The 21,748-nt window shown below is 55.8% G+C and carries 19 protein-coding genes; 7 read left to right on the top strand and 12 right to left on the bottom strand.

Annotation, left to right across the window (positions count from 1 at the left end; all coding sequences use genetic code 11):
* Position 1: 1 nt before the first annotated feature.
* From KP004_RS00710 to KP004_RS00700, 3 genes are all read left to right on the top strand, one after another.
* Positions 2-1,846 (top strand): TIGR04442 family protein, encoded by a 1,845-nt coding sequence (locus tag KP004_RS00710; RefSeq protein WP_216800489.1) that lies wholly within the window; start codon positions 2-4, stop codon positions 1,844-1,846.
* Positions 1,847-1,923: 77 nt separating this feature from the next.
* Positions 1,924-4,710 (top strand): GPMC system transcriptional regulator, encoded by a 2,787-nt coding sequence (locus KP004_RS00705; RefSeq protein WP_216800488.1) that lies wholly within the window; start codon positions 1,924-1,926, stop codon positions 4,708-4,710.
* 194 nt (positions 4,711-4,904) lie between these two features.
* Positions 4,905-6,170: a tyrosine-type recombinase/integrase gene (locus KP004_RS00700; RefSeq protein WP_216800487.1), complete on the top strand. Its 1,266-nt coding sequence runs from the start codon at positions 4,905-4,907 to the stop codon at positions 6,168-6,170.
* 149 nt (positions 6,171-6,319) lie between these two features.
* On the opposite strand, the gene KP004_RS00695 is transcribed toward KP004_RS00700, so the two are convergent.
* Positions 6,320-7,363: a hypothetical protein gene (locus KP004_RS00695; protein ID WP_216800486.1), complete on the bottom strand. Its 1,044-nt coding sequence runs from the start codon at positions 7,361-7,363 to the stop codon at positions 6,320-6,322.
* Positions 7,335-7,871 (bottom strand): hypothetical protein, encoded by a 537-nt coding sequence (locus KP004_RS00690; RefSeq protein ID WP_216800485.1) that lies wholly within the window; start codon positions 7,869-7,871, stop codon positions 7,335-7,337. The genes KP004_RS00695 and KP004_RS00690 overlap by 29 nt, the downstream gene beginning before the upstream one ends.
* A gap of 295 nt (positions 7,872-8,166) precedes the next feature.
* On the opposite strand from KP004_RS00690, the gene KP004_RS00685 reads away from it, so the two are divergent.
* Positions 8,167-8,889 carry a tyrosine-type recombinase/integrase gene (locus KP004_RS00685; RefSeq protein ID WP_216800484.1) on the top strand — a complete coding sequence of 241 codons (723 nt, stop codon included), beginning with the start codon at positions 8,167-8,169 and terminating at the stop codon, positions 8,887-8,889.
* Positions 8,890-8,934: 45 nt separating this feature from the next.
* On the opposite strand, the gene istB is transcribed toward KP004_RS00685, so the two are convergent.
* From istB to KP004_RS00660, 6 genes are all read right to left on the bottom strand, one after another.
* Entirely contained in the window at positions 8,935-9,705 is a 771-nt protein-coding gene (gene istB / locus KP004_RS00680; RefSeq protein ID WP_216800483.1) for an IS21-like element helper ATPase IstB, read from the bottom strand.
* Positions 9,706-9,716: 11 nt separating this feature from the next.
* Positions 9,717-10,988 (bottom strand): IS21 family transposase, encoded by a 1,272-nt coding sequence (gene istA / locus KP004_RS00675; protein ID WP_216800482.1) that lies wholly within the window; start codon positions 10,986-10,988, stop codon positions 9,717-9,719.
* Positions 10,989-11,352: 364 nt separating this feature from the next.
* On the bottom strand, positions 11,353-11,694 hold the full coding sequence (locus KP004_RS00670) for a hypothetical protein (RefSeq protein ID WP_216800481.1): 342 nt from the start codon (positions 11,692-11,694) through the stop codon (positions 11,353-11,355).
* Between the two features lie 84 nt (positions 11,695-11,778).
* Positions 11,779-12,048 (bottom strand): 4-fold beta flower protein, encoded by a 270-nt coding sequence (locus KP004_RS21545; RefSeq protein ID WP_437178139.1) that lies wholly within the window; start codon positions 12,046-12,048, stop codon positions 11,779-11,781.
* A gap of 235 nt (positions 12,049-12,283) precedes the next feature.
* Entirely contained in the window at positions 12,284-13,711 is a 1,428-nt protein-coding gene (locus KP004_RS00665; protein WP_216800480.1) for a hypothetical protein, read from the bottom strand.
* Positions 13,712-13,779: 68 nt separating this feature from the next.
* On the bottom strand, positions 13,780-14,295 hold the full coding sequence (locus KP004_RS00660; RefSeq protein WP_216800479.1) for a hypothetical protein: 516 nt from the start codon (positions 14,293-14,295) through the stop codon (positions 13,780-13,782).
* A gap of 221 nt (positions 14,296-14,516) precedes the next feature.
* Between KP004_RS00660 and mobF the strand changes: the two genes are divergently transcribed.
* Together mobF and KP004_RS00650 are read left to right on the top strand one after the other, a co-directional pair.
* Positions 14,517-17,609: a MobF family relaxase gene (gene mobF / locus KP004_RS00655; RefSeq protein ID WP_216800478.1), complete on the top strand. Its 3,093-nt coding sequence runs from the start codon at positions 14,517-14,519 to the stop codon at positions 17,607-17,609.
* Positions 17,610-17,895: 286 nt separating this feature from the next.
* The gene (locus KP004_RS00650; protein WP_216800477.1) at positions 17,896-18,273 is read left to right on the top strand and encodes a hypothetical protein; all 378 of its coding nucleotides are present in this window, start codon (positions 17,896-17,898) and stop codon (positions 18,271-18,273) included.
* A 164-nt stretch (positions 18,274-18,437) separates the two neighbouring features.
* On the opposite strand, the gene KP004_RS00645 is transcribed toward KP004_RS00650, so the two are convergent.
* From KP004_RS00645 to KP004_RS00635, 3 genes are all read right to left on the bottom strand, one after another.
* Positions 18,438-18,785, bottom strand: a complete 348-nt coding sequence (locus KP004_RS00645) for a hypothetical protein (RefSeq protein WP_216800476.1) — start codon at positions 18,783-18,785, stop codon at positions 18,438-18,440.
* A 150-nt stretch (positions 18,786-18,935) separates the two neighbouring features.
* Complete coding sequence (locus KP004_RS00640) at positions 18,936-19,073, bottom strand: hypothetical protein (RefSeq protein WP_216800475.1); 138 nt, start codon at positions 19,071-19,073, stop codon at positions 18,936-18,938.
* Positions 19,070-19,411 carry a helix-turn-helix domain-containing protein gene (locus KP004_RS00635; protein ID WP_216800474.1) on the bottom strand — a complete coding sequence of 114 codons (342 nt, stop codon included), beginning with the start codon at positions 19,409-19,411 and terminating at the stop codon, positions 19,070-19,072. The genes KP004_RS00640 and KP004_RS00635 overlap by 4 nt, the downstream gene beginning before the upstream one ends.
* A 407-nt stretch (positions 19,412-19,818) precedes the next feature.
* Between KP004_RS00635 and KP004_RS00630 the strand changes: the two genes are divergently transcribed.
* Positions 19,819-20,892, top strand: coding sequence for a Fic family protein (locus tag KP004_RS00630; RefSeq protein ID WP_239027062.1), 1,074 nt, complete (start codon positions 19,819-19,821; stop codon positions 20,890-20,892).
* A 115-nt stretch (positions 20,893-21,007) separates the two neighbouring features.
* Here the strand turns inward: KP004_RS00630 and KP004_RS00625 are convergent, their stop codons facing one another.
* The gene (locus KP004_RS00625) at positions 21,008-21,694 is read right to left on the bottom strand and encodes an NAD-dependent epimerase/dehydratase family protein (protein ID WP_216800473.1); all 687 of its coding nucleotides are present in this window, start codon (positions 21,692-21,694) and stop codon (positions 21,008-21,010) included.
* Positions 21,695-21,748: the final 54 nt, after the last annotated feature.

Below are 21,748 nucleotides of genomic sequence, written 5' to 3'. Positions count from 1 at the left end.
GATGTTCAGAGACATTCGGCTGCACGGCTATGCAAACGACCAGATCGAGTTCTACGCCATCACGGCGGGCAGCGAGGCGTACAACCGTTACTTCTTTAACACCGACCCCTCCGATCCCGACGAGATCCGCTTCTTCTCTCCCGGCAACGAGTTCATCATCGGCAAGAGCGGCATCAGCCACCGGGGCAACGGCGGCTCCTTCTGCGAGTACATGTTCGGCGTGGACCAGCCCATCGCCGACCTCGCCAAGGAAGAGGTCTCCAACAGGCTCATCATCTACGGCACCCACTACGACCACAAAAGCGGCACGCTGAGGTTCAGCGAACGTACCGAAGGTTTCGTCAGTTACGACAAGATCTTCTTCGACGGCAACGCCATCTTCAACTATTTTTTTGCGCTGACCGGCGTCGACTTTTCCGGCCCGATGCACGAGCAGCAGGAGCGCATCCTCAGGGTGCTGGGCAAGGCCCTCAAGCGCTCCGACGCCGTCGGCGAGGAACAGGACAACCTCATCATCCAGGAGATCCTGGATATCGTCGACGACCCCAACGCCCACCTCTTCCTGTTCAAGCTGATCAACATCCGGCACCGCGAGTACAGCGAGGCGTTCAAGTCGCTTTACTTCAACAACAAGAAGATTACCGACGCGGAGTTCCAGTCCCTGGCCGTGCTCGCCGAGCGCTACGGCATCGACCGCTACCAGCAGGAGCGCATCCGGATCGACGTGATGTACAAGCACCCGGACAACCGGCGCATCGTCGACGAGTACAAGAACATCCTGATCGCCTGCAACCGCAAAGGCGAGATCAACAAGCTGGAGAACGCGCGCCTGACCCGTCTGAAGACCCTGTCGGTGCGCAACAAGATCCCGGGGGCGCTCTTTTACACCCTGGACGAGATGCTCAAGAAGGACAAGAAGCTGGTCGACCTGGAGGAGAGCAACTACATCTCCGAGACCAGGCAGATCCTGGAGGGAATGTTCCTCTCCGAGCGGCACATCGAGAGCACCATCGAGCCGGAGGACATGCTGAAGCTCCTCTTCGCGAAGAAGCAGGCCGCCGAGAACCGCGATCATGCCTTCGAGGAGATGCTGCTCGACGCCAGCAAGGCCTGCGACGAAAAAATCCGCGACGGCGCCGACATCTCGATCCTCGAAGGGTACTCGTACATCATCACCTACTTCGACCGCTACGACGCCACCTCCTCGGCCATCAACCAGCTTGCCTTCATGGAGAACGTGAGGATCTCGGAGGAGATGATCCGAAGCCTTTTGGGGAACAAGCACGCCTTCGACATGCTCGCCCCCGACCTGTTCACCAAGCTCTTCCTCTCCGGCATCTTCGAGGACAAGTACCTCGGGATCTACGGCAGAAAGAAGGTGACCCACCTCGCCTCGGGCCTGAAACTCATCGAAGAGAACCGGCTCACTACAACGGCGCTGCTGGAGCAGTTGGTGAAGATCGACAGCGACGAGCGCCTGCACCTCACCCTGCTCGAGCACGTCAAGGACCGCATCCGTAACTTCTACTCAAAGTATGCGACCAAGGCGGATCAGGATGCGCTCAAGAAGGAACTCACTGAAGAATTCCTCAACAAGAAGCTCATCGACGGCGAGATCCCGGACCACCTGTTCCGCGAGGCGATTCTCACCATCAAGAAAGAAGCCGTCTACATCCACAACCTGCTGCCGCAGATCATCCTGGAGAAGAACTCCTCCTTGCGCGAGGATTTCCTCGAGAACTCAGGTCTGGACCGCTTCTACGTCGAGGAACTGGAGCGCGAGTTCTTCGACCTGAACGGCCTGAACCTGGAGGAGCTGTATCAGATCAGGAAGGGGTTCAACTAACCTACCTCCCCCTTGACACCCCGCCGCAATTCCTCTAGTGTGCTCCTCGTGTGTAAATTATGTACTCAGAGGATCATATGGCCGTTACCGATCTGCAACTTAAGACGCTAGGCGACCGAATCGCCTCCTTCGGCAAGGAAAACCTGGACGAGATGCTGCACCTGGTCGGCGAAGGTGCGCGGTTGGTCTCGGACCAGGAGCGCGTCCGCATCTACCTGGAAGACCTGACGCGTGGCGCGCTGTCCTGTGCCTTTGCCTGCGGCAGCTTCGCTGCCGAGATCCGCGAGGCCACCTTCCCCATCATCTCCGCCGAAGCCGGCGTTTCCAACACCTTCGTGACGCAGATGCCGTCCCAGTTCCTGCTCCCAGCCGAGAGCGGGCTTCCCCTGGACCAAGACTTCTCCCGCCGCTTCCAGATCGACGGCACCACCATGCTCCCCATCACCAGCGAGGGGAAATCGATCGGCGTGGCCTGCGTGGACGGCGAACTCCTTTCCCGCGACCGCATCGAGCTCCTGGTCCCGTTCCTGGCGAGGGCCGGCGAAAGGGTGGACCATGCCCGCAAGTACCACCAGCAACTGCTGCTGGCGCGCCGGGTCGAGGTGTACAAGAGAAGGGAGGCGGCGGGCTTCATGGTGCGCTCCGCGGTGAACCTGATCGACGGGCTCACCCTCGCCTCGGTGCTGGTACCGGCGCGCGGCGGCATGGAAGTGCTGGCGAGCCACGCCGAAGACCCGGATCTCAAATCCCGCTACGACAACGTCGGCAGCATCGACCTGAAACACGGCACGTCACTGGTCTCACGTTACGTCAACGAGGCCGGCGTAGTGACCGACGACCAGCTCCTGAAGCCGCTCTTCATCGCCGACCTCCAGGACCAGACCATCCAGCGCCGTGCGCTCACCGAAGAGATGGGACTGAGGACCTTGTACATGGTGCCGCGCATCGAGCCCGGCACGCGGCGCCTCATCTGCCTGATCAACTACTTCACGCGCCAGCTCGCCAGTTTTTCCGAGTTCGAGGAAGGTCTGCTACAGACCCACGCGGAGATGGTGGAGCGGGTCATCAACGAGGTCGGTGGCGAGCACCTCGAGATCAAGGTCCTCTCCGAGATCTCCGACCTGCTGCAGGAGCGTAACGAGGGGCTGCACCCGTTCCTCACCAAGGTTCTTTCCAAGGCGACCGAGCTGATCGGCGCCGACACCGGCAGCATCGCCATCGTGCAGGAGCGCGAGGGAGAGAAGTACCTGGTCGTCGAGAACGAGGAAGGAACCATCGTCGGCGCCAAGAACAAGGAATGGCTGAAAAAGAAGATCCCTCCCTTCAAGATCGGCGGAAGCGATCTCCCCCCGGTGGAGCGCAGCCTCACCGGCTACGTCGCCTGGACCAAGGAGCCCAAGATCATCGGGCAGGTCGCCGATACCTCGCAGCACGAAGGCTTCCACCGCCCCATGAACGAGTTGATCAGGAGCGAGATGGCCGTACCGGTGATCAGCGATGACGAGGTGATCGCCGTCATCTGCCTCAATTCGCTGCAGGAGGGGTATTTCACCGAAGAGCACAAGCGCATCCTGCAGATCATCGACCGCCTCACCTCCCGGCACATCTCCGACATCCAGCGCATCGAGCGGCTGCAGTCCGAGGTGAACAAGCTGCAAAGCGACATCGCCTACAAGGACCCCAAAGTCTCCTCGTATCGCCTGGGCAACATCATCGGCAACAGCCGCAAGGCCCAGGAGATCGTCGCCTTCATCAACACCGTCTCGCAGCCCCTTTCCAACCGGATCGCCCTTTGGAGCCGGCACGTGCTGCAGGAGGCCACCATCGGCCTCCCCTCCATCCTGGTGCTCGGCCCCACCGGCGCAGGGAAGGAGTTCTTCTTCAACAACCTGTACAACAAGCTGAACGAGCTGTACCGGCAGCAGATCAACCCGGACGGCGAGCTGCCGGTCAAGAAGACGAACATCGCCGCCTACAGCGGGGACCTCACCTATTCCGAGCTCTTCGGGCACATCAAGGGCGCCTTCACCGGCGCCTACAGCGACAGGAAAGGGATCCTGGAGGAAGCATCCGGCGGCATCGTCTTCCTCGACGAAATCGGCGACGCCGACCCCAAGACCCAGGTGCAGCTGCTGCGCTTCCTGGACAACGGCGGCTTCGTCCGTCTGGGCGAGAACCGGGAACGGATCAGCCGCGTCCTGCTGGTGGCAGCCACCAACAAGGACCTGAGAAAGGAGATCGCCCTCGGCAATTTCCGAGAAGACCTGTACCACCGTCTCACCGAGCTCTCCGTCGTGGTGCCGTCCCTGAACGAGCGGCGTGAGGACATCCCCGACCTCTCCACCCACTTCCTGGGCAAGCTCTACCGGACCTACAGAAGCACCGAAGAAGCGAGTCGCAACGACGAGCCGAGCCTGTCCAAGGACGCCAAAGAGGCGCTGGTGGGGCATAACTACAAGGGGAACATCCGCGAGTTGAGGAGTATATTGCTGCGTGCCCTGTTCTTCAGGACCGGCAAGATGGTGACCGGGGAGGACATCAGGAAAGCCATTCGCGATGGGTCGCGCGAGCAGGTGGTGCCCGCCTTTGAATTGCTGGCCGAGGAAGTGGCCAGCGACATTCTGAGCGACATCGAGGCGGGGAAGGACTTCTGGGAAGCCGTGTACGAGCCGTACTCGCAGAGCAGGATTTCGAAGGACGTGGTGCGGTTGGTGGTGGAGAGAAGCCGGAGCGTTGCCGGCAAGAGCATGCCCGAAGTCGCGCGGCACCTGAAAGCCGTCACCGGCTCCCCCCAAGAGGACGAGGAAGAGAGAAAGCGATTCTTCAGGTTCAAGAACTTCCTTTACAAAACCGTGAAGATTTGACCCGTTTTGAAGGAGTGTTAAACAAGGATATTTATCAATAAAAAACAATTACTTACACGTTGACACCGCCATAAAGACCCGCTAATCTGTAAGCCAGATTGAGCGGGTTTTTTACTGATCTTCGTACCCATATCGTACCCAGCCCCCCTTTTTCTAGGCCTGGGTACGATAAAAATATTCTAATGGTGGTGCCAATGCCAAAGATCAAGTTTACCAAGTCGACGCTGGAAAAGCTGGCAGCCCCTCCCGGGGAGCGGGTGGATTACTTCGACACCGAGACACGCGGCTTGGGGTTGAGGGTGGGCAACTCGTCCAAGACCTTCTTCGTGAAGGTCGACATCCGCGATGCAGCCTCTAAGACCGGATACCGCAGCGTGCGCAAGACGCTGGGGCGGTTCGGGGAGATCACACTGGAACAGGCGCGCAAGGAGATCCAGGGATACGACGACCGTGACAAGGGGTTCGTCCCCGGACTGCGCCTCGAGATCAAGCGGGGGCAGACCAAGATGCACGGGTCGGATGTCACCCTGGCGCAGATGCTGGAGGCATACTTTCTGGAGAAGAAGACTGCGGAAGGGAACAGCTACAAACCATCAACTGTCAGGGGGTACACCAACATCGTCACCCGCCATTTCGAAACCTGGCTCTCCCTCCCCCTCGCCGAGATCGGCAAACTCACACCGGAGGTGGTCATTGACCGTTACCGGCAAGCGGAAATCGGCCACGGCCCCTACGGCGCCAGAAACGCATTCGTCATGCTTGCGGCGATCATCAATTATGCTCGGGTGAAATACCCGGGTATCGTCGCCACCAATCCGCTGGCCGTGCTGCGTTTCGGCAAGCACATGAAGAAGATCCAGGCGAGGACCGAGCGGCTGGAGGGGAAGGAATTCCAGGTCTTCTACCAGGGGATCCAGAAGTTCAACGAGACCACCAGGGACTGCTACCTGTTCTGCCTCTACCATGGCCTGAGGAGCCAGGAGGCGGCGGCCCTGCGCTGGGAGAACGTCACCCTGGACCGGCTGACGCTGACCATCCCGGATACCAAGAACCGCAGGCCGCTCTATGCACCGCTCTGCCGTCAGTCGCTCGAGATCCTGGAACGGAGGCTGGCTCAAAGGGAGGAGGGGTGCCCCTGGGTATTCCCGGCGGTAAAGACGGTCCGCTACAGCACCAACAAGACTGGACACGTCAGGCTCATGGCTGCGGCGCTCAGGCTCTACACCGGCCTAGACATCACCGTACATGGTCTGCGCCGGACTTTTATAACGACGGCTAGGCGGCTGAAGATCTTTGAGGATGCGGACAGGCTTACCAACCACGTTGACAGCTCGATTTCCGGCCGGCACTACGATGCGACGGACGTTGAGGATCTGCGTCAACCGCTACAGACAATAACCAACGAACTGGAACGATTGATGACAGAGGGAGGGAAAGCAAAAGTTTTACACCTTCATTAACCGCCACAAGCCTGATCAGCTGCTTTCTGGGCGGTCTTGGCGTAAGTTGGATATTTTTGGAATGTGTTCTGAGATAAGAAAAAAGGTCGGCCCTCAATTAGAGAACCGACCCTTGTAGTTACTTCTATTTTACCAGCACTTCGGCTAAGTTACTGTAATTTCAAATCGATTCTTTCGTCATCCATCAATATGATGGACTTGTCTATCAGCTGTTGCCCAGAAATATCCTTATTTTTATAGGACTTAACCGCTCCTTCTGGGATATAGAATCTATACTCTATAGCTTTTGATGAAGCGTATTCGTCAGCAAAACTCTTTGTGTGACCTATAACAGTCAAATCATAGCCATAAAATCGTTTGGGGTCACTGATATAGTCGTTTAACGGATTGAGCATTTTTCTAATCACATCATCGAAGATGTTTTTTGCAATATCATATTTGTTAAGTTTGAGAGAATTATAGGTTACGCTATTGTCAAACTTAAATTTCAAGTATTTGTTGTTCTTAAACTCAGATGTATTAATCGAATGAAATTCGAGGTATGCGTCTGATAAATATCCTTGTGCTTTTATCACATCTACAAAAGCGATCACTTTTGACTTAAGCTTTGTATCTTTTTCGGTATTTAAAAATTCCTTACTGAAGTAATCATAAGGTTTGTATATCATTACCGTTTTCTGGACAATTGGGCCACTGCTTGATTTTGACCTCTCTGAACTATATTCCGACCCTCTATAGTATGAACCATAATCTGATTTAACAGTTCCATTAGCTCCATAGTACCCATCAGCCAAAATTTTATATTCTAATTTTGAATTAAAGTCGATCCACGACGAATAGGTAGTATCTGCATTGACTCTCAACTCATACTCAAAATTTTGATTATTTTGAGTCAATTTATCAGATGATTTATTAGCAGAAGATATATTGTTAAAAGAATATTTTCCTGACGTATGGAGTGATTTGTTATTAAATATTTTATATTCAATTATAGCGTCTTTTACTGGATTGTTATCTATGTCTACTACTGATAATCGATAGTTATGAACCTCGTTCCACTTAGAGGGGGTGTAACTCGGCCTATTATAACGGTTAGTTTCTGCAGAGCCTATTATTGCAAACAAACCTACAGCAATTAAACAAACAATGACAGCGTATCTAATTTTACTTAACAACAACTCTTTCTTGAGCATAATCCCCCCTATATTTTGTTAATAGCATTATCTTGTAGGCTATCAAACATCCTAAGATTGTATTTATGATGTCATGCATGTCGTATGTGCCATGCTCAAAGTATTGGAATGTCAATTTGATTAACCAACCAATCCCAATTAAGTCGTGATGTTCGGCTAATATATGTGGCTTAAAGTACTGTCCAAATTCAAAAAGCGACCCCGTTACCGCCCAGAATATACATATAGCAATGTATTTTCGATTGTTATCTTCTGGCAATAAAGAAGCCGTCAGCAAAGAAAATGAGCAACTATGAAGGAATGCTGGTGATAGAAACTTCATCGCCACTTTGATTGAGTGAATATGGTTTAAGTTAGAAAGCCAAAGCCAGTTTATACCTTGAATTGCATAGACCTTCCCAGAATTGCGAACCAAAACATAATAAATAACACCGAGTAACAGAGTTAACAACCCTATAGCAAACTGTATGGAATTGATGAAGTATATTTTTTTAATTTTGCTCTCCAACTACCATTCTTTGTGTGCCAAAAGCGTACTGCTACTGGGTCCCTTCTCTCTTTCGCACCCTCGGCGTGCGCGTCTGGCGCGATTACATAACATCCCCTGGTAGGCGCAGCATACCACGCGAGGTTAATGAATAACAATATTAAATTGTTCCTACTGCCAATATTGGAATGTATCAGCGCACCTTCACTGCCCCCAAGTCGGTCTCCACGGCCTATGCCGCAGGTGTTGACCAGGGAAGGGATGCGCATGACGCAGCGGGGTTCGATGATTTTACTGCTGTGCGCCCTCTTGGCAGATGCTTAACGTCGACCCGCAGCTGCACTCCCACGTTTTCGCGCTGAACGTGGTCCATGCCCAGGATGGAAGCTGGAAGGCCAACGAGCCGAAGGATTCAGGCTCGAGGTCCAGAACCGGCCCGAGATCTACTTCGAGCTTAACGGGGTTGATCCGCAGCTGGTCGGAGTTCGTCATTTTCTACCAGGGGATCCAGAAGTTCAACAAGAACATCCGGGACTGCTTCCTGTCCTACCTTTACCACGGCCTGAGGAGCCAGGAGGCGGCTACCCTGCGTTGGGAGTACGTCAACCTGGACCGGCTGACCCTGACCATCCCCGGCACCAAGAACCGCAGGCCGCTCTATACCCCGCTCTGCCGTCAATCGCTCGAGATTTTGGAAAGAAGGCTGGCTCAAAGGGAGGAGGGGTGCCCCTGGGCGTTCCCGGCGGTAAAGACCGTCCGCTACAGCACCAACAAGACTGGGCATGTTAGGCTGATGGCTGCGGCGCTCAGGCTCTACACCGGGCTGGACATCACCGTGCACGGACTGCGCAGGGCGTTTATAACGATGGCGCGCAGACTGAAGATCTTCGAGGATGCTGACCGGCTCACCAACCATGTGGACAGCACGATTGCCGGGCGGCGCTACGATGCAACGGACGTTGAGGATCTGCGCAGGCCCTTGCAAACCATTGCCAACGAACTGGAACGGCAGATGTTTGAGGGAGGGTGTCAACGGTAATTGAAAAGTACCCCTTTTCGGTAATCGAAAAGTACCCCCCCGTGGTTATGACTGCTCGATGTGTTTAGCCAGCAGTCCGGCCTTGAGCTTCTCCTTGAGGCGGTAGCTTTCGCCCTTGATGCTGACAGAGATCGCGTGGTGCAGCACCCGGTCCAGAATGGCGCTGGCGATGACCTGGTCGCCGAAGACCTCGCCCCAGTTTGAAAAGGGCTGGTTAGAGGTCATGATCATCGCCCCTTTCTCGTACCGGCGCGAGATGAGCTGGAAGAAAAGATTTGCGCCCAACCGGTCAATGGGGATGTAGCCTATCTCGTCGACGATCAAAAGTTTAGGCTGGCAGTAAAACTTGAGCTTGTCATCCAGCCGGTTCTCCGCGTGCGCCCGTGCAAGTGCGGTAATCAGCCCCTGGGCGGTGATGAAGAGGGTCCGGTAGCCACGGCGGATCGCCTCGACTCCAAGGCCGACCGAGAGGTGGGTCTTGCCGACGCCAGGAGGGCCAAGGAAGATTACATTTTCGCCGTTTTCGACCCAGCGGCAGGCTGAGAGCTCCTTGATCCGCTTAGGATCGAGCGACGGCTGATAAGTGTAGTCGAATGAGTCGAGCGTCTTGATGAAGGGGAGCCGTGCCATGCGGGTCCCCATCTCGGTGCGCTTGTCCTTCTTCGCGGCCACCTCTTCTTCGACCAGGCGCTGGAGAAATTCGTGATAGCCCCACTCGCCCTTGGCGGCATCCTGGAGCCAGCTATCCAGGTGGTCGGCGAGGCGGGAGAGTTTCAAGTGGCGAAGCGATGCAGCGAGGTCGGTGATCTGTTCCATTGGTCACCCCCTCACATGTTCGCTACGTGGTCGTAGATGTCGAGGTCGCGGATCATGACCTCCTCATCCTTCCACCACGGATCGAAGCGCGGCGGCTCTTCTTTTTTCTTTTCCAGCCGGTCGGTGAAGAGTCCCTGGAAGTGAGCCGGATTGATGCGCTGTTTGCCGGTCCCGACGAGCTTTTGATGCGTGGCGATGACCTCCTCGCCCTGCAGGATTCGGATCTCGTCACCCCACAGCTCAATCTGAACCGTTTGCCCAGCGAACCGCCACGGCACTGAATAACGGTTGGCGCCGAAGGTTATCATGCAGTCTCTGGCCACCTTGCGCGTGAGGGCCGTCTCCAGTCGGTAAGGCGGCACAGAATTGACGTCGATGAGCTTCTCCTCCGAGAATCTCTCGGCGGGACGGCATCCGGTGGTCCCATGGATGCGGACATCGGCGACTTCGACAATCCACTTTTCCAGTTCCCGGTTCAGGTGGTCGAGGTCGATGAAACGGCGCCCGGGCAGGAAGTTTCCCTTGATGTACTTCACGCCCGACTCGATTTTCCCCTTGGTCTGGGGGCGGTGAGGCCGACAAAGCCGTGGATCGAAACCGAAGTGGCCGGCAAAGTCGGCGAACTTTGTGTTGAGGGTGAGTACGCTGGCCGTATGGTCGGTAACGATGGTCTTTGGATTGTCATAGAGCAGTTCTGAAGGGCGGCCACCAAACCATGCGAAAGCCTCCTGGTGGGCTGCCAGAAGAGTCGGCAGGCGCTCATCAAGGTATGCGCGAGCGAAGAGCCTGCGAGAGTAGCCGAGGACCATGGCAAAGAAGTGGATGCGGACTCTTTGGTCGCCGAGCCAGACTTGGGCGCTGCCCCAATCCACCTGCCCCTGCTTTCCGGGACCGGTCTCAAACCGCATTACGGCATCCACTCGCTGCTGGAACTCCTCGCGCAGGGGGCGCACCAACAGCTTTACCATCTCGTATCCGCCGGTGTAGCCCTTCTCCTTGAGTTCGCGGAACAAGATGGCAGCGTTGAAATTAACCTCCTCAGCACGGGAGGTGGCCCATTCATCGAATTGCGAAAGCACAGTGTCTGTTGGCTTCGGTCGCTGGTACGGCTCCCACTGCGGCTTCTTGAGGGCACGACGTACCGTTTTGACGGTCACCTCCAACTGCCTGGCGATCTCCTTCTTAGCGGTTCCAAGCCGGGCAAGCTCTCGGATCGCTCCGTACTTGTTTCTGTCGACCATGGTCCCCTCCAGCATGACAGTCTGCTGAAGGGCATCTTGCACCTGAAGCTCTCCTGGGTGAATCATTTTCCCCTCCCTGTGATGTGAGGGGGGTACTTTTCAATTACCACAGGGGGGTATTTTTACATCATCGCTGACAAGGGAAAGCAAAGGTGCTAAAATTGCACTAACGCCAGCGTGACCGGCAGAAGCGCTAACTCTTACTAGCTTTTCCAGCTCTCATCGGCCGCGTAGTCCGGTCCTTGCGCTTGTTGGTATCGCCTCTGCTCAGCTCCATTGGCTTATCTCGGCCTCGCACCAGCGTACATATGCACCACATGGTGATGCCTTGCGATTATGCGTTTCTACCGATCGGGACAAGGGAAACGCATAATCGCAAGAGCGTCCCCCTCTCCCGTCCTTTGAGCTACTTTTCCTGCTCTTCACGTAACATATCAAGCACGGGTGGAACCATGGCCACAGGAATGCACCAGACGAATTCGGAGTTCTTTCCACCTGGTTCTCCTTCCCAAATTTCGATGACGCCTGTTTGTCTCATCCTTGCTTTTAGCTCCTGTCCCTGGATGGGGGGGCTAGCCACCGGTTGCAGGGTAGCATTAAAAGAGAATCGTCCTCCTTCCCAGCTCCTTGCCAGAAGTGCGGGACATTGCGATATGTGTTCATCCCATTTTTTTACTGCCTGCTTCTCGGTTCCTTCAAATTTGGTGTGGCATTTGCTGCACTGCCACTGTCCTTTTTGCTTGTCCATGTTTACCCCCCTCACTTGTTCGGATTAGGATCCCCCGGTGTGTTTGGGTGCTGTGGTTCTGGCAAAAGCTTTGATCCTGGGGACTTAATCTAGAATATTTGGCTCATCGCCCCAGATAGCAGATCCTGCCATGTTAGCAGATGCGCTGCCTGCTATGGGCGCAACAGAAAATGATGAGGAGATTTCTGCGCTCTCTGTCGATCGATACACCAAGCGACCACCATCAATACTGCCAACATACCGACCATCTGGACCAAAGACTTTATTCCCGCGAATTTGGCCGACGGGTCTACCTGAGCGGCTGAACACATAGTTCCCATGAACTTGTAGAGGCCGTCCATTTTTTGTGTACATTGGGGTTTACCTCCTCCTAGTCTTCCAGTTTTTGCCAACTTTGTAGTTGAACGGTTAAACGATGTACCTCATTTAGAATGCCAGCATCTCGGCACCAATAATTCATAACCACAGCGTGCTGGCTGAAGGCCTTCGAGGAGCAGATCTGTTCACCAACTACAGTGGATAACACGATTTCGGGATGTCACTATAGCCAGACTTCTTTGGCACTTGTGTGTATTGTTCACCGTACTACCTAATCATAAATTTCCCAGTGGGACCCATTAACCATAGGAGTACTTTCAGGGACAACCACCTGCATTGGGATATCTCTAAGCATGTTGCCATTAATTTCAAATCTTTCAATAGTTTCATCGAACTCGTAAAGCATGTTTGTCCTAGAGTTTGACTGGAATCGGTGAAACCTGACTCCCAAGACAGGCTTATCTGTTACAAATTTCTGGATTTTGGACATGACCTTTTGAGTTCGCCTTAACTCTACATCTCGGCCTTCAAGTGTTTCGGCGGCCACATGAATCACTGATGGTTTATCGTTGGGAACCTGCTTTACCGCCTCCGAGAGGAGCTTGGTTATGTCACGGGCTTTCTTTTCGATAGACTCCTCTGCATCGAATTTACGAGTCATTCCACTCGCCCAAGCAATTTCTTCAACGTATGTGCTCAGAATAGAAGCCTCACAACCTTTCATTTCGCCACGTTTTGCGTAATAAACAACGCTGACTTCTGAGTTTTCTGGTGCCCAATCCCCTCCCAAAAGGTTGTTCAGCATAGGAGATGGCTCTTTGACCATATATTTATCGAGGTGAAGATTTACTGCGTGTTTATCGATAATACGGGCATGAATAGTAGCAATTGAACTATCGTGAATAATCCTCTCTTCATTTTTTATAGGCAAGTTAGTTTTTAGAATATCGGCTAAAAACCCACTCTCAACAGTAGAAATATTTACATGAAAAGTTGTTTTAAGCCATATCCATTGTTGGTTTTTAACCAATACAGGCACCGCAGCATCCCAAATACGCAGGGCCTCATTCCTTTCCCTCTCTGCATAGGCAGTTCTCCGGTCAAGACGCTTGCACTCAACAAAAAGTTCCTTTCCATCTTTTCTAACAACTATATCTGGAGTTTTTGACGGTGGCGCTTCTTCAATAAACTCTACATCCCAGCCTTTTGAAGCATATGACAAGGCAACAAGTATTTCAAAGATGGCTCCATCGGGTTCTGTTTTATACTTTGTAAGGACTTCTTTTATTTTTCGGCCAAACCCCTTTACTCTTTTTGCGTAAGCACTTCGTTCCCCGATTCCTGCAAAAAAGGGCAGAATACGTTGCTGTTGTGAGCTTTCTACGCATAACGGGTCCTCGACTGTCTGCTCGCAAAGGAACAGGTACCAGCCTATTTCGTCTTTTTTAACTCTGATTGGCTTAGCCTTCTCAAGGCCCTTCTCTGCTGGGAATTGCTTGAGTGATTCGACTATCTCATTGCGCCGTTTATTCCATTCTTCTTTCGTAAGATGTGCTAGGAACAGGTTGATCGCTCCCTTTAATAGAGCGTTAAGGCGTTCGTCCCTGCCCCCAATCATCTCTACCAGCTTCATTTTATTCCTAGCAATCGCAGCCGCTTTCCGCTCTTCAAAGGTGCCTCTCCGTTTCGCCTCTCCCATTTAAAACAACTCCATGATTTTCATTGTCGGATTCACCACATCATGCGACCGCGGTGGAAGCGTAGCGCCTACCTAAAATGGTTCTTCTTGAGATAAGCAATTCTTTTTTCTTTTGGAAAAGTGTCTAGGCGTTCGGCTTCGAGTTTGGTTTCCCTGAGGAAATCCACTGCTATTTCCCAATAAGGTTCTGCCTTTTCGCGGTCTGTCAACTCAGGAAATATTTTTTTTGCGAACCATCCCATCATATACGCATTGATTGTTTTAGGAACCCCACCCGCTTTTTGCAAAAGTGCCACATGTTCGCAGTTTGAAAGGAACTCGTTGAACTTCACCTCCATCTCTATGTCACTTAAATCTCTGTTATAGGTTCCTGCTTCCATCGCTTTAACATTGGATCGTATATATCCGTTTGGAGCGAACAGTTTTCCATGACAGTCCCAGTAGCGAATCGCGTTATCAATGGAACGTTGTCTTTTGTTCGCAAGCGTAGAGGTCACGTATGTAATGACAGCAATCACCACACCACCTGAGGTTGCAATGTGGGCCCACTCTTCCAGTGCCAGACCTAATACTGTGATTGCCATAGGATCTCCTAAGTGTAGTAGAAAGATTTAATTCCTTCTTCCAAAACAGGCGCAGCATATCACGCAAGGTTAATCGATAACAATAAGAAATTACTCCTGCGACCGGCATTGGAATACTCTTATTTTTTGTTAAAGTACGCCAATGGATTATAGCGCTTTGGAGTGAACACCATAACCTTTCGCTGGCCGGAGAGATGGCGATGATGTCTGTTTCACCAGGGATGGCCGCAGGGCAAGCTGCCGGGTACTTCTCCAAGGAGGATTATTACCTGCGCGGCATCGAAGAGGGGAGCAGCCACTGGTACGGCCGTGGTGCAAGGGCGCTGGGGCTCCACGGCCCGGTCACCGAGGAGGATTTCCGCGCGCTGTGCCGGGGGGAGGCCCCCAAGGGAAACCGGATCGTCGCTCCGAAGCTGACGCGGGACCCGGAGAGTTGTTTACCCATCGAGATACACCGGGCCGGGAACGACTGCACCTTCTCCGCCCCCAAGTCGGTCTCGATCGCGTTTGCGGCAGGTGTTGACCTGGTCAGGGATGCGCACGACGCGGCGGTATTCTCGGTCCTCTCGCACATGGAGGAGCATTACTCACATTACCGGAGCCCCGAGGGTATCAGGAGCGGCGGCATGGTGGCGGCCAAGTTCGACCACGCCACCTCTCGAAACGTGGACCCGCAGCTGCACTCCCACGTCTTCGTGGTGAACGCGGTGCACACCGGGGACGGGAGATGGATGGCGAACGAACCGAGGGCCATCTTCCAGGATCAGAAGTCCTTGGGGCTCTTGTACCGGCAGGCGCTCGCCCGCGAACTTTCCGAGCGCGGTTTCGATGTGGAGGTGCGGGACCGCGCGCAGATGTTCATCGAGTTGAAGGGTATCGCCCCAGACCTCGCCGAGCACTTTTCCTCCCGCCGGCAAGCGATAGAGGAACAGGTGGAGATCTGGAGGGCCGAGGGGAGATTCACCGAGGTGCCCCACGCCCGGCTCTACGAGATGGCGGCGATGGAAAGCCGGGACCCCAAGCGCAGCATAACCAAGGAGGAAGTGACCCGGATCTTCGCCCGGGGTTTCGAGGCCTGCGGCACGTCGCCGGAGCGGGTGCGCCTGGAACTGGAGAAGGGGCGAAGCCTCAAGCCGGCTTTTGAGGCCGAGGCACCCTCGCGGGTGATCGAGCGGGCGGTCCGGGAACTCACCGAGCGCGAGGCTGTCTTGGACCGGGCCAGGGTGCTGGACGAGGCGGTGCGGATCTCCGGGGGAGCCCACACTATTCCGGAGCTGAACCAGGCCCTGGACGGGGGGACGCCCGAAGTGCTTTGCCTCGGGCGGGATGCCAGGGGGCGCGAGTACTACACGACGATGGAGATGCGCGACCTGGAGCGACGCAACCTGGAGCGGATCTCCGAGCTTGAGCCGCGTGCGGCCTTCGTTGCCGCGCCGGAGGTAGAGCGCTTCCTCGGCCGGCTCGCGGCAGAGGGGGTAGAGCCCACGCGCGGCCAGAAAAGGGAGATCGTGAACGAGCTGACCGGGAGCCGTGGCGTCGCTCTCACCATGGGGGATCCGGGGACCGGGAAGACCTCGACGCTCGGGCTGATCGAGCGCTTCAACGAGGAGAAGCTGCGCCCCGAGGGGCGCACGCACCTCTCCATCAACCTCTCCTATACCGGGAAGGCGGCGCGGGAGCTTTCACTCGCCACCGGCAGACCCGCCTGCACCATCCACAGCTTCGAAAAGGAGAATCCGGCTTCCAAATTTGCCCTACAGAGGCAAAACGGGGAGCCGCCCATGGTAGTGGTAAGGGGTGAAAAAATTCTCATGCCCGTGGGGCCACAGCAGCAGGTGGTGATCCGGGTGGACGAGGCGGGGTTTCTCGGGGCGAGGCAGACCGAGCGCCTGCTCGACGTGGTCCGGGAGTTGGGGAAGAGCGGTGTACAGGTAAAACTGCACCTCCTGGGCGACGCGAAGCAGATGCCGGGGATCCAGGCGGGGAACCTGCTTGGCCCCCTGCAGAGGCTCGGCGCCAGGGGGGAGATCGACTGCGCGCGCCTGACCGACATCCTGCGGCAGAGGGACCCGGGGCTCCTCGAGATCGCGCGCGGGTTGAACCGGATGGACCGGCCGCTGGCCGAGAACGCACAGAGGGCACTGCGCACCCTTCAAGGGCGCCGGGAGGTGGTGGAGATCGCCGACCAGGCCCAGCTCAGGAACGCGGTGGTCAGGCACTACCTGGAGGAGAGTAAAAAGCCTTCCAGGCACCCCCGGCGGGTGGAGTCGGGTGAACCGCAGCGGGTGCTCCTTTTGACCAGCACCAACACGGCGCGCAGGGAGCTGAACAGCGAGATCAGGAGGGAGCGGATCAGCACCGGCGAGATCGCCGAGGGGAACCCCTATGCCGTGCTGGTTCCGGTGCGCCAGGGGGTCACGGTGGAAGGTTACCGGGTCGGGGATACGGTCCTCTTCTGCGGGGAGACGCGACCGAACGGACACGTGGAGCGCTGGGGGACGCGCCTCAACACGGAGGCGAAGGTCACGGGGATAAACCGGGAACGGAACCTCGTGCAGGTGACGTACTCCTTCGATACCAAGAAGCACGACGGACGCGAGCTCTCCCGCACCGTGACCAGGGAATTCTCCGCCGCCGACATGGCGGGGAAGACGGCCCTCTATCGCGAAGAGGAGCGGCACCTCTCAGCCGGGGACAGGATCGTGCTCTTGAAGAACGACTCCAGGCTCGACGTGCAAAACGGCACCCTGGGCACCATCCGCGAGATCGACCTTGCAGGGGGCGCGCTGCTCGATCTTGAAGGGCGGGAGGTGCGCATCGACCTCAAGCGCTACCGGCACCTGGACCATGCCTACGCGCTCACCATCTACAAGAGCCAGGGCGCCACGGTGGAGCACTCCATCCTGTACGCACCGTGCCGCAGCGAGGAGGCGAAAACGCGGCCGGCGGAGGAGCTGCAGGCGGCACCGGAAGAGCAGTACGGGAGAACGACCTACAACGCCCTGAACGTCGCCGTGACGCGGGCGCAGTATGGCACCCGCATCTTCACCAACTCGATGGAGGGCCTCGCGCGTTCGGTGGAAACGGTGGAGGAAAAGAGCACGACGCTGCAGGGGAGATTTGCCGGGAACGAGCGGCGGCTCGGGGAGAAGATCGGCAAGCAGGAGCCTACCGTGCAGGTTCCCGCTGCGAGGCCAGGAACTCCGCTTCCGGTGCCGTCTCCGGCGAAGGAAATCGCAGCGGTCCAGAAGGTGGCGGGAAGGGAGCTCGAGCTTACCCTGCCGAGAGGGTTCGGCTCGAAGCTGGAGAGGTGATTCAGCTCCCTCTTGGTGGCATCGGCACAGGGTTTTCTTGGCGGCACAAGCTTACTGCGGGCCTCGCTTCGCGCGGCTGCTTTTTTCTCTCACACCTCACGCAGCTGAAGCTACCCGAGTTAAAATGTCCGACGAAAGAACCGTCGTCATTTGAGCTGGTTGCGTGGCACCGCGTGGTACCACGGTGGCCACAAAGTGCAGTTAAGCTCGCGAAATGAGAGCTGGCGCCAGCGGTACCGGAAAAATCGCGCTGCGTCCGACGGTAAAAGGGGGTGCCTAAGTGTCCATGGACAAGATTTCGCTGCGACTTTCCGAGGAGGAACGGGGGATGCTGCACGGGCAGGCCGAGGCGCTCGGCATCTCCCTTTCCGAGCTGATCAGGGAGCGCCTTTTCGCCCCCCAGGGGCTCACGGTGAGCCTGCGGGTGGAGGAGTTGACGCGGCAGGTCGGTACGCTTTCGGAGGGGGTTTTGCGGCTCGCGGAGCGAGGGGAAAACGCCCCCTCACCCGCGCCCGAAATGCCCCCCGCTTTGGGCGCGGCACTGGAGAGAATCGAGCGTTTCCTGTGGGATCTTTCGCAGCAGATCGGAGCACTGCGGGAGACGGTCTCGGAGCAAAAAGCGCACCCTACCGGGTGGACCTCCTTCCTGTCCCGGAGCCGTTAGCAGGAAAAATTCTTGGACCAAAGCAGCCGCCTGTGGCGGCAGCTTTAACCGGTCCCGCCCGTGCTGCGGGTGGCGCTTCCGCTTGCGCTGCAGCGCCCCCCTTCGCACCGGCTATCGTTTAAGCCGGAGAGTCCCGCACCCTTTTCTTTGTTCATTCGCTAGTGCTAGCGCCCGAGTCTTCTGACCCGCTCCTTAATTATCTGGTCCGTGGCAAGATCGACTATGGCGCTTTCATCGAAGTCCCAGCGGCTTTGGACCTTTTTCGCCAGGTTGTGGAAGAGCCGGTAGCGCTCCTTTTGCCCTTCGCTTTTGACGGACCAGCGCTCCACTTCCCTGAAGTTCACCGGCTGTGAGGCCACCACCAGGAGCGCTTGATAGAGGGCCTGGGCGTCATCCCAAGCGTAGAATTTCGCCAAGCGGTCCTTCACGCAGTCGGTCGGGCTCAGCATCCTGATTCTCCCGGATGGGGTCTCCCACCCGACGGGAGCCTTCGCCAGCTCGTTGCCGATCATCACCGGCCCTGGCGGGAACTCGAGGTAGACCGTGGTGCTGTCGTTCTTGAAATAGCGGTCTTTTTCGCTGTAGAAGCCGATCTCTGCCAGGGCGCGCTGGATGCCGGACCGGTCCCGGTAGCTGTCTATAAAGTCGAGGTCGTCCGAGTGTTATCTGTTCTCGGAATAGACGGATACGCAGCCGCCCCCGGACATGACAGCGGTGATGCCGTGCCGGCGCAGGGCCTCGGAAACCTCCGCCGCGATCTCCTCGGGAGTGGCCTCACTGAAGTCGGTGCGATGTGTCATACCGCCTTTCCTTTCCTGCGCGGAGCGCCCCGGTAAATGAACAGGCGCTCGCGCTCCTCGGGGGCATAGCACTTGGCCACGTCCTGCAAAAGGAGTTGCAGGGAACCTGAATATGGACAACGCGGGCTGAACTCGTAAACGCGCAGGTTTCCCTGCTGTCCCTCTGCCAGGATACCGTCCTTCTCCAGCACTTCAGCCGCGTTTTGCAGCGCGCTACGGCTCAGTTCGGGGAAGAATGCCGCCATCTCCGAAACGTAAGCTTTGCCCCTGGCGAAGACGAACATGAGGACGCACTCCTTCGCCTTCGAGCCCAGCAGTCCGCTTAGATAGTACACCATAGTGTTGCTCTCCTCGGCTTGACGCCCTGCGAAGTTACTAAAATGTAGTAATTGATTACCATATTTTAGTTATTATACCAATCCCTTTTACGGCGCGAGATTTGATCAGCGGACATCAGCGTTTGATCACCCCTCCACCCCAGAGAAGGATTGACGGAAGGATTGACGGAAAACAGAGCTTATCCACCGGCATACATTGCAAATTACTACAGGAAATAAAGTGTTTGACTAAGCCGATAATCGCCGATAAGATTGACGCCATGCCTGACTTGCCATCCAAAATGTTTCCTATGCTCCCTACCGATCCTTCGGGTGAGCTCGCGGACTTGGCGCGAGATCTCCTCTCCCGCTCCTCCGTCCTTAGCGGCATCTTGCACCCCAAAACGCAAGAGGGGGTTGTCGAGTTGGTGCGGATCATCAACAGCTACTATTCCAACCTCATCGAAGGCAATAGCACCCACCCCGTGGAGATCGAGCGCGCCATGCGCGCCGACTACTCACAGGACCCCGCGAGGCGCAATCTCCAATTGGAGAGCTTGGCGCACATCAGTTGCCAGCGAGCCGTAGAGGGGTTGGCGGCAGAAACTCTCGAGGCTTTCGATCCTACGACAGCTCACTTCCTCTCGTGGGTCCATGACGAGTTCTACAAGCTGATTCCGGATGAGATGCGCTGGGTGACCAACGAAAAGACCGGGGAAAAGGTGGAGGTCATCGGCGGGCAATTCCGGGAACGTGACGTAGAGGTAGGAAGACACCTCCCTCCGGAATACGCCTCGCTACCGATGTTTCTGGCTCGATTCCACGACGCGTACCAGGCCGAAACGCTCCATGGCTTGGAACCCATTATTGCCGCTGCCGCCTCTCATCACAGGCTCGTCTGGATTCACCCGTTTCTGGACGGAAACGGGAGGGTCGCGCGGCTTTTCTCCGACGCCTATCTGAGATCAATTCCTCTGCCTGGATATGGCTTATGGAATGTCAGTCGAGGCTTGGCCCGCGGCAAGGACAAATACATGGAGGCCTTGGCGGTTGCAGATGCCGGCAGGAGAAATGACCTGGACGGAAGAGGGAACCTGTCCAACGAAGGGCTCATCTTTTTCTGCAAGTTTTTCCTGCTGACCTGTCTTGACCAGGTGGAGTACATGACGTCCATGCTTTCCCTTGATGGCCTCTTGGGAAGAATCCTTGGCTACGTGAAGCTCCGCGAGTTGAAGATGGCTCCGGCGCCACTACCCGATCAGTATCCCACCTTGAGGGTGGAGGCCGCACATATCCTCCAGGAAGTGCTGCTTCGTGGGGAGATGACCCGAGGCCAAGCTGCCGCAGCCTGCCCGTCCCCTCGCATGGGTAGAGACATCCTCGCTCAGCTTCTGGCTGAAGGCCTCCTCGTATCTTCTTCGGCAAAAGGCCCCGTCAGAATGGGGTTCCCGGCGCACGCCGCAGGACGCCTATTCCCCGACCTCTTCCCTATGGGTACCTAACATAAAGGGGCGGCTCCCTCACAAGGACCGCCCCCCGCCCCTCCCTCGTTCTGGCACCCGAAGTTGGCGCTCTTTCGTTTTGAACTGCGGTCGCACTCTTCTCTAGTCAATTGGGTCAATCATCTTCCACAGCAGTTTCCTGTGCAACAGTATTAATATCACGAGCTTCTAAAATTGCCTTGGCTGCACCGCGACGGGCTACTGCAAGCATTGCTTTTCCAATAATTTCAGTTGTTAATATCATATTAGGCAGCAATGCGCGGAGTATAGGCAGCAGCGGCTTGAGTATTGTGTACACGATCCGATACGCGGTCGTTTTGGATCGTGCGCCATGTAACGGTTGAATAATACCTGGACGGAATAAATATACAGCTTTGAATGGCAATCGTAACAAGTCATTCTCTGTCTTGCCTTTAACTCTTGCCCACATGCTACGTCCTTGCTCGGTACTGTCAGTACCTGCACCCGACACATAAGTGAACGTCATTTTTGGATTTAGGCGAGCCAACGTCTGAGCTGCCGCAAGAGTCAGATCATGGTTTAATCGGGTATATTCAGCTTCTGATAACCCTGCTGCTGACACCCCAAGGCAGAAGAAGCACGCGTCAAAGCCGTGCAGGTCTGATTCGATTGCCCTGTAGTCAAATAGGTCTGTATGCAACAGTTCCCGCAACTTCGGGTGGCGTTGACCAGAAGGCGAGCGTCCAAGAGTCAGGATGCACTCGATGTCATCCGCAAGAAGACATTCACGCAATACTCCCTGCCCAACCATACCAGTGGCGCCAAATATTATCACTTTCATTGTATTGAGCCCCTTCAATGTGAATACGGGTTCAACAAGTTATCTTGTGTAGCA

It is taken from the genome of Geomonas oryzisoli (assembly GCF_018986915.1).
Lineage (GTDB): Bacteria > Desulfobacterota > Desulfuromonadia > Geobacterales > Geobacteraceae > Geomonas > Geomonas oryzisoli.
Note: the sequence above shows the minus strand (reverse complement) of the source record. Positions and strands in the feature narration are given on the sequence as shown.

Coding starts and splice junctions, on each gene's coding strand:
- mobF (WP_216800478.1), top strand. CDS start 14,517: ATGGCCGCAGGGCAAGCTGCCGGGTACTTCTCCAAGGAGGATTATTAC.
- KP004_RS00635 (WP_216800474.1), bottom strand. CDS start 19,411: ATGGTGTACTATCTAAGCGGACTGCTGGGCTCGAAGGCGAAGGAGTGC.
- KP004_RS00640 (WP_216800475.1), bottom strand. CDS start 19,073: ATGACACATCGCACCGACTTCAGTGAGGCCACTCCCGAGGAGATCGCG.
- KP004_RS00700 (WP_216800487.1), top strand. CDS start 4,905: ATGCCAAAGATCAAGTTTACCAAGTCGACGCTGGAAAAGCTGGCAGCC.
- istB (WP_216800483.1), bottom strand. CDS start 9,705: ATGGAACAGATCACCGACCTCGCTGCATCGCTTCGCCACTTGAAACTC.
- KP004_RS00645 (WP_216800476.1), bottom strand. CDS start 18,785: ATGATCGGCAACGAGCTGGCGAAGGCTCCCGTCGGGTGGGAGACCCCA.
- KP004_RS00685 (WP_216800484.1), top strand. CDS start 8,167: ATGCTTAACGTCGACCCGCAGCTGCACTCCCACGTTTTCGCGCTGAAC.
- KP004_RS00695 (WP_216800486.1), bottom strand. CDS start 7,363: ATGCTCAAGAAAGAGTTGTTGTTAAGTAAAATTAGATACGCTGTCATT.
- KP004_RS00625 (WP_216800473.1), bottom strand. CDS start 21,694: ATGAAAGTGATAATATTTGGCGCCACTGGTATGGTTGGGCAGGGAGTA.
- KP004_RS21545 (WP_437178139.1), bottom strand. CDS start 12,048: ATGTACACAAAAAATGGACGGCCTCTACAAGTTCATGGGAACTATGTG.
- KP004_RS00665 (WP_216800480.1), bottom strand. CDS start 13,711: ATGGGAGAGGCGAAACGGAGAGGCACCTTTGAAGAGCGGAAAGCGGCT.
- KP004_RS00650 (WP_216800477.1), top strand. CDS start 17,896: ATGGACAAGATTTCGCTGCGACTTTCCGAGGAGGAACGGGGGATGCTG.
- KP004_RS00710 (WP_216800489.1), top strand. CDS start 2: ATGTTCAGAGACATTCGGCTGCACGGCTATGCAAACGACCAGATCGAG.
- KP004_RS00705 (WP_216800488.1), top strand. CDS start 1,924: ATGGCCGTTACCGATCTGCAACTTAAGACGCTAGGCGACCGAATCGCC.
- KP004_RS00660 (WP_216800479.1), bottom strand. CDS start 14,295: ATGGCAATCACAGTATTAGGTCTGGCACTGGAAGAGTGGGCCCACATT.
- KP004_RS00670 (WP_216800481.1), bottom strand. CDS start 11,694: ATGGACAAGCAAAAAGGACAGTGGCAGTGCAGCAAATGCCACACCAAA.